Raw genomic sequence first — 13,492 nt, forward strand, 5'->3', positions numbered from 1 at the left:
ACATGAAGCTGTGGAAGGTGATCGGTCTGGCCGCCTTCGCGGGTGTCGCGGCGAGCGGCGTGGTCGTCGCCCGCAACCAGCGGCGCCGCGCCGCCTACACCCCGGACCAGGTCAGGGAGCGTCTGCACGAACGGCTGGCCGAGGCGTCGAGCCGCTCGGAATGAGCCGGTAGGCAACCCAGGAAGCCACGGCCAGCAGCACGGCCGCCACCAGCGACGTGCCCTGCATCGCCTCCGTGAACGTGCCGGAGCGGGCCCACGCCGACAACACGGTTCCGAGCACCGCGATTCCCAGCGCCGCGCCCAGTTCGTAGGCCGTCTCCGAGACCGCCGACGCCGCACCGGCCTTGTCGGCGGGCACGGCCGACACCACGGCGTCCGTCGTCAGCGTCAACGCGAGGCCGACGCCTGCGCCCAGGACCACCAGCGCCACCGCGATCGCGCCGTATCCCGACGAGAAACCGATGATCATCAGTCCGCCCGCGCTGACCAGTAGTCCGAGTGCGATCGCGCGTCCGGCGCCGAGCAGTCGCACGACCGGCCCGATCGCCGCGATCACGAGCATGCCGGCGATTCCGAGCGGTAGTTCGCGCAGGCCGGCTTCCAGCGGCGAGTAGCCCAGCACGTTCTGGAAGTACTGCGACAGGAAGAACACCAGCCCGGTCAGCGCGAAGATCGCGATCATGCTGGCGCTCACGGCACCGCTGAACGCCGGCTTGCGGAACAGCGCCACGTCGATCATCGGGTGCGCCGACGACTGCTGCCTCCGCACGAACAGCCACAGCCCCGCGACGCCGACGAGTCCGGCGAACAGCGCTGTCCAGGTGGGACCGACCAGCGCGACCTCCTTGATCGCGTAGACCAGCGGCACCACGCCCACCGCCGACAACAGGGCCGACACGAGATCGAACGGTCCGGGTGAAGGGTCACGGGACTCGGGCAGCCACCACGCGCCGAACACGAGCAGCAGTGCCATCACCGGCAGGTTGATGATGAACACCGAGCCCCACCAGAAGTGCTCCAGCAGCATCCCGCCGATCAGCGGCCCCAGCGCGGCGCCCGCCGTCGCCATCGCCGCCCACACCGCCACCGCACGCGTGCGTTCCGCGGGGTCGGTGAACAGGTTGCGGATGATCGACAGCGTTGACGGCATGATCGTCGCGCCCGCCACGCCGAGCAGGGCGCGGGCCACGATCAGCCAGCCCGCCGACGGTGCGAAGGCGGCCAGCAACGATGCGACACCGAAGCTGAACGCGCCCGTGAGCAGCAGTTTCTTGCGGCCGATCCGGTCGCCGAGTGTGCCCATCGTGATGAGCAGGCCGCCGACACGAACGAGTAGATGTCGCCGATCCACAGCACCTCCGCCGCGGTTGGCGCCAGGTCGTGCTGGAGCGCGGGCAGCGCGAGAGCCAGCACCGTGCCGTCGACGGCGATCAACAACAGCGCGAGCGCGAGCACGCCCAGTGCTGCCCACTTTCGCATGTCCAACCCCCTTAGCCGACCAAGTGGTCTGTAAAGTAACGTACCGTCCAGACGGTCGGCTAAGCAAACGATAGGTTGATCACATGCCCGGAGAACAGCGCAATGCGCCCCGCACTCGCCGCGAAGTGATCGAGGCGGCTGCACGCGCGTTGATCGCGCACGGGCCCGGTGTCAGCCTCGATGCAGTCGCCAAGGAGGCGGGCGTGTCCAAGGGGGGCTTGCTGCACCACTTCCGCACGAAGCAGGCGTTGATCGTCGGCTTGATCGACGACTGGTTCGACCACTACGACGCGACGGTCGCGCGCCTTCTCGAACCAGAGGACACCCCTGGCCGGTGGACCCGCGCGCACATCCGGGCGACCTTCGAACCCGACGACCTGTGGTCTCACCCGTCTGTCGTAACGGCATTGCTCGGCGTTCCCGAACTGCAGCAGCGCCTGGACGTGGCCGCGACCCGCTGGCGGCAGCAGACCGATTCGGACGGGCTGCATCCGCAGCGTGCTGATCTGATTTCGCGTGCACTCGATGGAGTGACGCTCGCTGATCTGCTGTGGCGTGGTCAGGAATCGCCAGAGGAGCGGGCGCAGACCCGTGACCTGCTGCTGAAGCTCACCGAGCAGCCGGGACCGCTCGTCTGAGTTTGTCCACCGAACGTTGTCAACTGGAACAACTCTGACACTGGACAACGAGATCTGCGTACCGTCGGAAGTGGTTGCACTCCGGGGGGAAGCAAATGCCGATAGTGTTGTCCGAACCCGCGCCCAAGGGGCGTGGGTTGACGATTCTCTTCGAGTTGGAAGATTTGGCGCGGACCCGTTTCGCGTCGGCACCGCTGCCGATGTACGAGCTGGTGTTCAAGGTGCACAGCGGTAACTGGGACCGCCTGCTGCTGCCGCAGATCCGCCCGCTCGCCGAGCTCGTCCGGCCGGGACGGTTCATCCCGGACTTCTTCAACGCCGCGCGCCCCGACTTCGACGAGGCCGTGCGTCAGGTGCTCGGCGTGCCCTCCACACGGGTGCGCGACCAGATCGCCAGCATGCTCGGCACGACGTCTCCGTGGCTGAGGTCGTTCGCGGCCGGCACCCCGACCTCGCGCCAGGACCTGCGTTCGGCGCTGAACTCGGGCTTTCGCGATCTGCTGGAGAACAACTGGCCGGAGACGCGGCAGGCGTTCGACGCCGAGGTGCGGCTGCGGTCGTCGCAGGCGGTCATGCGCGGGCTGGGAGACCTGCTCGGCAACCTGCACCCGTCGATCTCGTGGACCTCACCGGTGTTGCACGTCGAACTGGGCTGGGACACCGAGATCTCGTTGCGCGGCACGGGGATGCTCATCGTGCCGGTGCTGAACGGGCTGACCCGCCCCGCGGTGTCGATGTTCGCCGAACCGCAGCCGCTGCTCTTCTACCCCGTGGCGACACCCCAGCCGGGCGGCGCCAGCCTGGAGCTCGCCCTGGGGCGCACCCGGACGCTGGTGCTGCGGGCGCTGACCTGCGAACGCACCACCACCGAACTCGCCAAGCACGTGGGCATCAGCCTGCCGACGGCGTCGCAGCACGCCACCGCGTTGCGCACCGCGGGTTTCGTCTCCACGCACCGCAACGGCCGGTCGGTCCGCCACCGCCTGACAAGACGTGGCTGGGAACTGCTGAACTGAACCTGGAGGCACGCATGATCGCGATGCCGCGGTACCGCACCGACCCGAGTCCCCGCGCGCTGGCCGCCCGGCTGCGCGCCCTGCGCACCGCCGAGGTTCCCGTCGCCTGTGGTGTCTACGCAGGACTCTCCGCTCCCGGCCCCACCTCCGCACTGCACGCGCGGATCACCCACGCGATGGCGAAAGCGTTCGTGGTCGGTGCGTCAGCGGGAGTTCCGCGTTTCGAGTCACCGCCGTCCGCCCAGTTGCGGCTGCTCACGGCGGCCAGCTGGGGCCGGCTCGACGGCGTCGGCGCGGACATGACGACGTTCCCGGTCGACCTGGCCTCCGAACTGTGGTGGCGGGTGCACGAACGCTCGCTCGGCTCGTTGCGCACGGCCGAGCGCCGTGTCGCCTGCGATCTGTTGCTGCGCCTGGGATATCCGCAGCGCGCGGCCTCGGTGATCGGGTTGAGCGTGATCGACTCCCGCAAGCACGTGCTCTCCGCGGAACTGGCCCTGGAGCAGCTCGCCGTGCTGCGCTGCCACCTGCCCTCCTCCGCGGTGGAAGCGCTGGCGCTGCGGGGCGCCCGATCCTCCCTTCCTCCCGAGACCCGGCGGGATCTCGCGTTGTTCGTGGTGTTCCGCCACGCGGCCCGTGGTGCCGACTCCACCTCCCTGCAGGCCGGTGCGGCGCTCGCGATGAAGGCCTCGTCGGAGCTGCCGCAGAAAGGGTTCTCCTGCGCACTGAACCGGGTGCGGCTGCATCGGGCGATCGCCGCCGTTCCCTTTGTGCGGCGGGACATCAGCGAGACGCACCGGCTGCTCGGGCGTGCGCTGGAGGGCCTGACCTCGATCACGCCGGGCGACGCCGAGATCGACCGGCTGGCGTGGGCGGACGAGGCCTACGCCCTGTACTGCTTCCTGGTGCGGACCCATCTCGCCGTCGGCCTCGGGCAGCGCGCGGCCGGGTACGCCGAGGAACTGGTCGGGCTCAGTCCCGGCGACGACAGGACGTGGGCGTTGCTGGGCGATGCGCTGGCCGCCTGCGGCCGCCTCGACGACGCGGTGGAGGCCTACGGTCGTGGCGTGGCGCTCGGGGGTTGGGGTGCGGCGCGTGCTGCTTACCTCCGGGGGTTCGTGCTGGAACGGCTCGGACGGGTGTCCGAGGCCGCTGAGGACTACGCGCTGTCGCAACGCATCGACCCGACAGCGTCAGTTCTGTCATCGAGCATCGGCGGTGACCAGCAGCCTCAGATGCGCGCCGAGCCAAGTCCGCGAGGCCGGGGCGTCGGCGAACGCCGTGAGCTGGGCCGCCGCCGTGCGCAGGCCCGTGCGGTGCAGGTGCGCGGCGACCTCGCGCACGCGACCGAGCAGGCTGTCCGTGAGGTGGTCCAGGCCTCGGTGCGCAGCCTCGGCTAACACCGTCAGCGCGCTGTCGATCGCCGCGCTCAACGGATCGGCGGTCGTGACGCCCGGCGGTAGCGGTTGCGAAGACGTGCCCGTCGCCAGGTCCGGCACCACGACTCCCACGCCGGTGTGCACGGCGAGCGGGTCCACGACCAGGGTGCCGCGATGCCTGCGGACGCTGCCGGTGACCGTCGTCGGGTTGGCGCGCAACGCTTCCGCCAGTGCGTCGAGCGAGTGCGGCGCCACCGCCCGGTGGGTCGCTTGGAGGACGCACGAGGTGCCGGCAGGACTGCGCAGCGTGGCGGTGAGTCGTTGCGCAGCGGGGTCGTAGGCCAGGTCGGACACCTCGGCGACGCGGACCGCACGGACGAGCTCCGCCTCGACCCTCGCGCGGACCTGGCGTGGCGGCAGTCCGGCGAGGTGCGCGGAGGCAGCGTCGTAGTCGTCGATCACCAGCGCCCGCGGCAGGTGGTCCCACGCCGTGCCGACCGGGGTCAGCGAGGTCTTCGCGACCCTGCTCGTCTTCAACGTCACCGCGCGGCTCGCGCTGCGGGTCGCCGACTCGGACACGACGTTCGACGCGGCCAGCCGGTGGCCGGTCCGCAGGGGAGTGTCCCGCTGAACCAGAACCACGTCGCCGGAGGCGAAGTAGACGTCGGCGGTGTTCTCGGTGCGCACCCGTGCACCCAGTGCGGTCAGCCGGACCCTGCGCAGCGGTGTCTCGGCGGGTTCGTCGGGACCGAGGACCTCGGCACGCGGACCGGTCGCGGTGGTCCTGGCGTGCAGCTCGGTCAGCAGCGCGGCGAACAGCTCTGCCTCGTAGCCGGCGCTTCGCCGGCGATACGCCTCCAGCTGGGCGAGCAGATCGGTGATCACCGCCGCCGGCCAGTGCAGGCGCTGGGCGCTCAGGTCGCGGTGCAGGCGCTGCCACGCGACGTCCAGCACCTCGCTCGCGTTGGTGGCGCCGTCGAGCAGCAACTGGTCGAGCAGATCGGTGACCGCGGTCAGATCCGTTGCGGTGGTGGGAGATCCGCCGACGTCGACGGTGTCGCTCCGGTGAGCGTCCGCCTCGCGGAACGCCCACACCGCGAGCGCCATCGCCTCGTCCCGGTTGACCGCGTCCGTGTGGACGTAGGACAGGTCGCCGGGCACCAGGAACGTCACCGTGCAGGTGGGAAGCTCTGCCTGCGCGGTCTGATCGTCCGCGGTCGGGCGGCGGAGCTTGGCGCGGTAGCCGGCCTGCAACGCCCTGCGGGCGCGGCGCAGCGTGCGTTCGCCCATCAACGCCACCAGGTCCTCGTCGGTCACCGTGCCCGGCGACCACAGCTCGACCGGTGCGGTGGCCTCCTGAGTGCGTTGGTAGGCGAGGACCACCGCGATCCGATGCCGGCACACACCCGCCGCACCACAGCTGCACCGCGCCGCGTCCAGGGTGGTGCCCGGCGGCAGGGTGGTTGTGGTGCCGTCCGGGAACTTGCCCTGAACGGCACCGGCCGGATCGGTGTCGAGGGCGGGGACGACACCCGCGTCGAGCTCCTTGGCCGCGCGCTTCACCAGACCGCGGTTGGCCAGCGCCGCGAGCGCGTCCGGGGTGAGTGCCAGCAGGTCGGGTCTGGTCACTTGAGTTTCTCCGCAACGAATTCCGCGAGCTGGCCGGGGGTCATCGCGCCGACGTGTGCGCCGGCGTTCGCGAGGCGCTGGCCCAGCGCGCGGTCGTAGTCCGGGTTCGCCTCCTCGTCCAGCGCCGCCAGGCACAGGACGTGCGTGCCCTGCTCGCACAGGCCCTTCACCGTGCGGACGAGGTGCGTGGCGTTGCCGCCCTCGTAGAAGTCGCTGATGATCGCCACGATCGCGCGGCGCGGGTTGTCGACGAGCCCGGCGCCGTAGGCCGTTGCCTTGGCGATGTCCGTGCCACCGCCGAGCTGCACCTTCATCAGCAGCTCGACCGGGTCGGTCACGTCGGACGTCAGGTCGACCACGTTGGTGTCGAAGGCTATGAGGTGCGTCTTGAGCCCCGGCAGCCCCCACAGGCAGGCCGCGGTGACCGCCGAGTGGATCACCGAGCTGACCATCGACCCCGACTGGTCCACGAGCAGGACGACCTGCCACTGCTCGAGATGCCGCCTGGTGCGGGAGACGAACTTCGGGTGCTCGATCGCGAGCTTGCGCTCTTCCGGCTGGTAGCGCTGAAGGTTCGCCCTGATGGTGGCCCGGAAGTCGAAGTTGCGCGAGTTGCGGTGGATGCTCGGCCGACGCGACCTCGTGCCGCTGAACGCCGTGCGCACCTCGGTCTTCAGCTTCTCCATCAGCTGTCTCACGACCGCTTCGACGATCTTGCGCGCCATCGCGAGCACGGCGGGGTTCATCAGGTGCTTGGTCCGCAGCACCGCGCGCAGCAGGGCGGGGTTCGGCTCGATCCGTTGCAGCACATCGGGATCCGTGACGACGTCGGTGATCTCGTACCGCTCGACGGCGTCGCGCTCCAGCCGTTCGATCGTCTCCTTGGGGAAGAGGCTGTGGACCTCGTCCAGCCAGTCGACGGTCTGCAGCACCGAGTCGTCGCTGCCGCCCTTGCGCACGCCGCGTTCGGCCAGCTCGGGGTCACGCCCGTAGAGCCATTCCAGCGCGGCGTCCCGGCGTGCCGCTTGGTCCTTCAGGCCGCCGGTGCAGCGCGACGCGGGTTCGCCGAGGATCAGCCGCCAGCGTTCCAGGTCCGTCATGCCAGCCCGCCCTTCACCAGCAGCGCGTCGACGCGCCGTTCCACCGCCATCGCCTCCGCCACGACCATGGGATCCGTGGTGAGCCGGGTGATGCCCCTGACGTCGCCCTCGACGCCGCGATGGTCGAGAACGGTGGCCGCGATGGTCTCCCGTTCCCTGGGCGGGAAGTAGCTGAAGGCGAGCCGCAACGCGGGCAGCGCCACCAGGAACTCCTCCTCGGTCATCGCGCTGACCAGCTCGTCCAGCACCCCGACCAGATCAGGGCTCGCCAGCACCTCCTCGCGTGCCACCGCGAACAACCCGGCGAGCCAGTCGCCGAGCGCGTCGATGCCGCGCACCCTCCGCACGTCCGGCTTGGTGCCCAGTGTCCAGGCGAGCCCGAGCGCCGCACCGCGCAGATCCGGCGGGGCCTGCACGTCGTTGCTCACGCGGGTCGCCACGCCCGTGACGTCCGCCAGGTCCAGTGACAGCGCGGACTTCGCGTGCAGCACCGAGTCTCTGGTCGCCGCCATCGCCTTGAGCCGCTGCGGATCAGCCGGCGCGGGCCCGCCGTGCAGACCTTCGATGAGCCACAGGACCCTGGTCGTGCCCGCGTCGATCACGGCGCCCAGCAACGGATCCTTCTTGGTGCCGAACAACCTGTCGTGCCGCCACAGCCCGAGCACTCCGCTCAGGACGTGCCCCAGCGCCGCCAGATCACCCGTCTCCCTGACGCCCTCGTTGAGGGATTCCTTGACCCTGCCGGACAACGTGGAGATCCCGCACAGCACCGCGTCGAACAGGATCCCGGCGAGTTGCTCGAGCTGGGCCTGCCGTGCCCGCCGTTCCAGCGCCACCCCGGCGGCTTCCTCCAGCGTGGCGCCGTGCTCGGCGGCCTCGATCAACGCCGCCAGCCGTTCCTCACCAGGCCTGAGCACCCACTGCTCGTCGAGTTGTGGCTGCGCGCCCTCGGACGGCCCGCTCGTGCGCTCGAAGCCGGGAATCCGCAGCACCCGCAGCCGGTGCAGAATCCTGCTGCGCTCCAACGCTTCCGCGTCCGTGAGGTCGAGCGCGACCTTGCCCTCCTGATCGAGCCCGTGCGCCCTGAGCAGCTCCTGCACGGCGTTGACCAGCGGCGGCGCCGGAGTGCTCGGGTGCAACCGCCCGACCTTGTCGCCCCGCAGCGCCCCGATCATCTCGACGAGCGCGGGATGCGCGCCGGGCCGCAGCGTGCCGCGCCGGGTCCACGGCGGTGGCTGGGTGAGGTCCTCGGAGATCAACGCGCTGGTCAGCCCGTCCAGCACGTCCGTGCGCGCAGGGTTCTCGTGCCCGCGCAACCTCGCCAGCGCTCCTGCCTGGGTGTGCGCCGCGATCAGATCCGCCGTCGACACCGGCTGCTGCCTCCGGCGCAGCCGCGTCGCGACCGACTGGACCAGCCAGTCCGCCGCGCGCTGCGACCCCTTCTCCCACACCTGCTGGTAGTAGCCGGGTGACGGCATGCCGGACTGGTACCCGGTGAACGCGTCCAGTCGTGCGTGCGAGTACGGCACGAGGTAGCTGGCGCCCTTCTCTCGCTCCGGCACCTTGGGCCAGTCGGTGTCGCCTTCTGGACCGCCTTCGAGCTTGGCCTTGAGTGCGGGCGTGTGAAAGCCGCCGGTGACCACGACGACAGGCTTTCCTCGCGCGTGGTCGACCGCGGCCCGGACCCAGCTCGCCATGTACTCCTCGCGCGCCGAGTCGCCGTCGTCCGCGGTGGCCGTGCCGCGGAGCAGGTCGAAGTACTCGTCCATCCCCTTCGGCTCGGCCTCGCACTCGAACAGGTGGTCCCACAGCACGTCGACGTTGTCGACCGCGAACTCTTGGCACAACCGCTCGACCACCTCGGCGTACCGCAACTCCGCGTCGGCATACCGGTTGCTGACATCGCGGAACGCCTCGTGCCACGCGGGTAGGTCGATGAATCTGACCTCAGCCCCGCACCTGCGCGCCTCGGTGATCGCCACCCACTCCGGCGAGTAGTCGCAGAACGGCGACCACGACGCGTGCTCGTCCGAGTAGCTGAACAACGCCACCGGCAGCTCGTGTCCCAGCAGCAGCTCGTCGATGCGTTCGTTGAAGTCGGCGGGCCCCTCGATCAGCACGTACGCGGGTTGCTGAGTCCTGATGGTGTCGGCGACCAGCCGGGCACAGGCGGGACTGTGGTGCCGGACGCCGACGAACACGGCCCCCATCAGCCGGGCAGCAGGTGCCGAGCCTGGTGCAGCTCCTGCCACTGCTTGCCCTTGCGCCGGGGCGCGTGCTGCTCCAGGTATCGCCGCAGCCGTGCCAGGTCCTCCGCGTTGTCCTTGGCCGCCGTCCCCGCGAGGCACTCGACGACGTCCGCGGCCGATCCGGTTTCCTCGCGCAGGAACCACCCCCTGAGGCCCACCGCGTGCGCCACCGACACCGCCTCCGCCGTGCTCATGACCGTGGTGAGCCTGTCGTTGCCCTCACGCAGATCGCGGAACGTCCGCACCAGGACCTCCAGCACGTCCCGCTTCGGTGCGAGCTCCACACCGGAGCGCTCCAGCAGCTTCGCCGCCTCCTGCTCGACCAGCGCGAGCTCGGTGTCGAAGTCCGCGATCGGGAACACCGTCTCGAAGTTGAACCGCCGCTTCAGCGCCGCGCTCATCTCGTTGACGCCGCGGTCCCGCGTGTTCGCCGTGGCGATCACGTTGAACCCGTCCTGCGCGAACACCATGCCGTCCGGTCCGTTCAGCTCCCCGATCGCCATCACGCGATCGGACAGCATCGACAGCATGCAGTCCTGCACCTCCAGCGGGCAGCGCGTGATCTCCTCGAACCGCACGATCTTGCCCTCGGCCATGCCCCGCAGCATCGGCGCCGGCACGAGCGAGCGGGGCGAAGGCCCTTCCGCCACCAGCAACGCGTAGTTCCACGAGTACTTGATCTGGTCCTCGGTGGTCGCCGCACCGCCCTGGATGGTGAGCGTCGACTCGCCGCAGACCGCCGCCGCGATCAGCTCGGACAGCAGCGACTTGGCCGTGCCCGGCTCGCCGACGAGCATCAGGCCTCTGCTGGTGGCCAGCGTGACCAATGCTCTGTCCACAAGGGACGGATCGCCCACGAACTTCTTGATGATGCCGCGCTTGTCGTCGCCCACGACGAACCGGCGCGCGGCGTCGAGGCTCAACGCCCAGCCCGGTGGCTTGGGCGCGGTGTCGGCGTCACGAAGCCGGGCGAGCTCGTCGGCGTAGCGGACCTCCGCCGGCGGGCGCTGCATCGTCTGGGTGCTGGTCATGATTGCAGGGACTCCAGTTCGGAAAGGAGCTCGGAGACGGTGATCGGGTCGACCTCGTAGGTGGCCGGTGCGTCCTTCGGTGCGGACCAATCGCCGTGACCGCCGGGTGAGAACCACACGTTGCTGAAACCGACCTCGGGGAAGACGTCGATGGCGCCGACCGCGATGCCGGGTTCGAGGGAGGCGACGAGGGCGCCGCCGTCCGGGAACGGGCGGGTGATCCAGCATTCGACACCGGCGTCCTGCGGTTCGCCGCGGACCCAGCCCTTCTTGGTGAGGCCGAGGATCTTGCCGATCGGGTAGGGCGTGTCGCAGTACTTCTTCAGGTGGGGCAGCAGGTCCTCGCCGGACGCCAGCCGGTGCAGCGGGCGGCCCAGCTGCGGGAACGGCTGGAGGATCTCGTAGTCGGCGAACACCTCGCCCCACGCTTCGGCGGTCTCCTGGAGGTCTGCCGGGTGGGCGACGCGGACCGTCGCGTCCGCGGGGAGGGTGAACTCGTCGTCGCCGGAGTCGGCGAGGGTGCGGTCTTCTGCCAGACGGAAGGACATGCCCGCGTCGGTGATCCAGACCAGGCGGCGGACCAGGTGCCAGAGCAACGGGTGAGCGGCGAGCACGGTCTGGAACTCGTCCACGGTCCAGGTGCGCTGGTCGACCATGGCGCGTTCGAGGCGCTGGATCTGGTCGGACGCGATGGTGCGGACGTCCTTCTTCAACGCCGTGAACCGCTTGTGTTCCAGCGGCGCGAGCTCCTGGTCGTCCTTGGCGCCGGGTTTCGGGAGGTCCTTGCGGCGCTTGCCGTCCGGGTCGAGGACATAGGGTTTGAGCTGTTCGTCGAAGCCGACGGTGAACTGGCGGGGGCCGTAGTCGATGATCAGAGTCGCGGCGTCGTCCAGGCCGAGCCGGGGGACGAGGCGGTCGGACAGCTGGTCGCGGGACAGGCCCAGCTCGGCGGCGATCTGGGCGACCTTCTCCTGGGCGCGTTCCTTGAGGCCCTTGAACTTCACCTTTTCGGCGATGCTGTTCAGGTGGGACAGGGCGACCTCGGTGCCGATGTCGGCGAGGACGTCGAGACCCGCGACCGCCTTGGCGTGCTGGCTCTCGCCCGGCCAGGTGCGGATCAACGGCGACAGCGCGCGAACCGTGGAGTCGTCGCCGAACCATCCGAGCGCGGTCAGCGCCCAGCCCTCCTTCGAGGGCGCGCCGACTTCCTGCCAGCGCTGGAAAACTGCCCACGCGAACTCCGCCAGCGAGTCCCGGTCAAGTGCGTCGCGGGCGATCCGCAGGCCGGCGTAGACCTCGCCCGGCTTGGACAGCGCGGCCGTCATCAGCAGGTTGTACGCGGCCTCGGGGGACAGAGCGTGCTTGCGGTCGCGCAGCATGACCTGGGGCAGCAGACGGGTGTCGGCCCACTCGCCGATCACCGGCACCTTGGCCGGCAGCACGTCGACCGGGTCGACGTCCAGGAAGGTCTGAAGGGCGGCGGCCGCCGCAGGACCGGGGGCGACTGCCACCACGTCCACCCCCAGGCCGTGCAGGTGACGGATCGCGGTCTCGGCGTTGCGGCGTTCGGCGCCGGGCTTCCCCAGGGCGGCGGGAATGAGGAAGCGCGCGGCCATCTCCCTGTGCCGGGCCAGCCAGTCGAGCGCGACCTTGCGCACCTGCTTGAGCCGCACCAGCCAGTCCGCCATCAGCGTGGCGACCTCGGACGTGGCGAACGGGAGCACGACCACGGCCGCGTTCGAGTTCGACTCGACGACCCGCAGCAGGGGAGGCAGGGCGTCGACACCGAACTTCGCGGCCAGAAACCTGCCCGTGGAGTCGGCGCTCCAGCCCAGTTTCGGCTCCCAGTCCGCCAGCAGATGCCGCACCTCGTCCTCGGGAGCCAGGGCGACCAGGTCGAACATCCGATATCCGATCCGGCCCGCCTTGAACTCCGACAGCAGGTGCTGCCAGGTCAGGTGGGTGTTCCAGTGACCGGGCTTCAGCCACTGCTCCCGCTCGCCCGGCTCCCACACGATCGACGGACCCGGCACCGGAAGGTCCGGCACCATCACCGCCTTCGCCGGCGGCTTGCGGTGGACCCACGGCGGCGACACCAGCAACGACGGCAACGCCTCCGCCGGTGCTTCCGGCACCGAGCCGGATTCGACCGCGGTGAAGCCGGCCGGCGCTTCGAGGTGGGGCTGGCTCATCAGGTGCACGCTCAGCAGCTGCCGCACATCGTCGTTCCCGGAGGCGCGTTCTCCGAGCAACCGTGCAGCCCGCGCCGGGAACGCCGCCATCGCGGACAACAGCGCCGGACGCACGTACTTGGTGTCCAGCCGGTCGAGCAGGATCGTGAACGCCTCGTCGGTGGGCAGCATCGCGAGCACCTTCAACGCCTGCTTGCGGCTCTCCGCCCGTTGATACGTCTGGTCGAGCTCCTTGGCCAGCAGTGGCGCGACCGCCGGACCCAGGACGTAGAGAGCTGTGTGCAGGACGAACGCGGGAGCGGTCACCGTGAACTGCGCGTGCTCGAACTCGTCGTAGGTGCCGGCGCTGCAGGGAAGCATCCACCACCGTGAGTTCGCGTTCGGCGTGTGGAGTGCCTCCTGGAACCAGTCGGTTCGTGAGGGCATCAGGTACGCCCGCGTCAGCTTCGCGTTGGTCGCGGTCAGCCGGTCCAGCGCGGCCTCCGCGGCGTCGCGCTCGGTGGCGTCCGCGACCGCGAGGGCATAGCGGACCGCCGTGAGCATCTTGCCCTCGACGCTGTCGAAGGTGACGTGGAAGTAGCCGCCGCGCGACTGCAGCCGCTCGTTGCCCCACGTGTTCTGCTGCGGAATCCACTCCGGGATGGAGATCAGGCCGGTGAACTCGACCGCGGCCTCGGCGGCGAACACGACGCCGTGGTCGGCGATCCAGGCGTGCACGGATTCCACGCCGCTCGTGATGACGGCCGCGATCGCGGCCGCCCCCACCGGATCCGGCCG

General features: G+C 70.2%; 9 protein-coding genes and 1 pseudogene. 4 read left to right on the forward strand and 6 right to left on the reverse strand.

Annotated elements, in window-relative coordinates; genetic code table 11:
* The first annotated feature begins 2 nt into the window (after positions 1-2).
* Entirely contained in the window at positions 3-164 is a 162-nt protein-coding gene (locus FXN61_RS26890) for a hypothetical protein (RefSeq protein WP_167976808.1), read from the forward strand.
* Here FXN61_RS26890 and FXN61_RS26895 read toward each other — a convergent pair.
* Positions 112-1,353: an MFS transporter gene (locus tag FXN61_RS26895; protein ID WP_312878015.1), complete on the reverse strand. Its 1,242-nt coding sequence runs from the start codon at positions 1,351-1,353 to the stop codon at positions 112-114. The genes FXN61_RS26890 and FXN61_RS26895 overlap by 53 nt on opposite strands.
* 211 nt (positions 1,354-1,564) lie before the next feature.
* On the opposite strand from FXN61_RS26895, the gene FXN61_RS26900 reads away from it, so the two are divergent.
* From FXN61_RS26900 to FXN61_RS52775, 3 genes and pseudogenes are all read left to right on the forward strand, one after another.
* Positions 1,565-2,119: a TetR/AcrR family transcriptional regulator gene (locus FXN61_RS26900; protein WP_167976809.1), complete on the forward strand. Its 555-nt coding sequence runs from the start codon at positions 1,565-1,567 to the stop codon at positions 2,117-2,119.
* Between the two features lie 137 nt (positions 2,120-2,256).
* Positions 2,257-3,135, forward strand: coding sequence for an ArsR/SmtB family transcription factor (locus FXN61_RS26905; RefSeq protein ID WP_167976810.1), 879 nt, complete (start codon positions 2,257-2,259; stop codon positions 3,133-3,135).
* 680 nt (positions 3,136-3,815) lie between these two features.
* Positions 3,816-4,193: pseudogene (locus tag FXN61_RS52775) on the forward strand (BTAD domain-containing putative transcriptional regulator); the annotation flags it as partial.
* Positions 4,194-4,337: 144 nt separating this feature from the next.
* Here the strand turns inward: FXN61_RS52775 and FXN61_RS26910 are convergent.
* The 5 genes from FXN61_RS26910 to FXN61_RS26930 all read right to left on the reverse strand — a co-directional run.
* A complete protein-coding gene (locus FXN61_RS26910) occupies positions 4,338-6,143 on the reverse strand; it encodes a YehQ family protein (protein WP_167976811.1) in 1,806 nt (601 codons plus the stop codon).
* Complete coding sequence (locus FXN61_RS26915; protein ID WP_167976812.1) at positions 6,140-7,243, reverse strand: VWA domain-containing protein; 1,104 nt, start codon at positions 7,241-7,243, stop codon at positions 6,140-6,142. Before FXN61_RS26915 ends, FXN61_RS26910 begins: the two co-directional genes overlap by 4 nt.
* The gene (locus tag FXN61_RS26920; protein WP_167976813.1) at positions 7,240-9,453 is read right to left on the reverse strand and encodes a DUF5682 family protein; all 2,214 of its coding nucleotides are present in this window, start codon (positions 9,451-9,453) and stop codon (positions 7,240-7,242) included. Before FXN61_RS26920 ends, FXN61_RS26915 begins: the two co-directional genes overlap by 4 nt.
* Complete coding sequence (locus FXN61_RS26925; protein WP_223165618.1) at positions 9,453-10,523, reverse strand: ATP-binding protein; 1,071 nt, start codon at positions 10,521-10,523, stop codon at positions 9,453-9,455. The genes FXN61_RS26920 and FXN61_RS26925 overlap by 1 nt, the downstream gene beginning before the upstream one ends.
* A partial coding sequence (locus tag FXN61_RS26930; protein ID WP_167976814.1) for a DUF4132 domain-containing protein occupies positions 10,520-13,492 on the reverse strand: 2,973 nt, incomplete at its 5' end. The genes FXN61_RS26925 and FXN61_RS26930, both read right to left, overlap by 4 nt.

This window comes from Lentzea indica, from assembly GCF_012184385.1.
GTDB lineage: Bacteria > Actinomycetota > Actinomycetes > Mycobacteriales > Pseudonocardiaceae > Lentzea > Lentzea indica.

Bases quoted from the DNA above. Each gene is read 5' to 3' on its own strand.
- FXN61_RS26890 (WP_167976808.1), top strand. From the start codon at position 3: ATGAAGCTGTGGAAGGTGATCGGTCTGGCCGCCTTCGCGGGTGTCGCG.
- FXN61_RS26900 (WP_167976809.1), top strand. From the start codon at position 1,565: ATGCCCGGAGAACAGCGCAATGCGCCCCGCACTCGCCGCGAAGTGATC.
- FXN61_RS26915 (WP_167976812.1), bottom strand. From the start codon at position 7,243: ATGACGGACCTGGAACGCTGGCGGCTGATCCTCGGCGAACCCGCGTCG.
- FXN61_RS26920 (WP_167976813.1), bottom strand. From the start codon at position 9,453: ATGGGGGCCGTGTTCGTCGGCGTCCGGCACCACAGTCCCGCCTGTGCC.
- FXN61_RS26925 (WP_223165618.1), bottom strand. From the start codon at position 10,523: ATGACCAGCACCCAGACGATGCAGCGCCCGCCGGCGGAGGTCCGCTAC.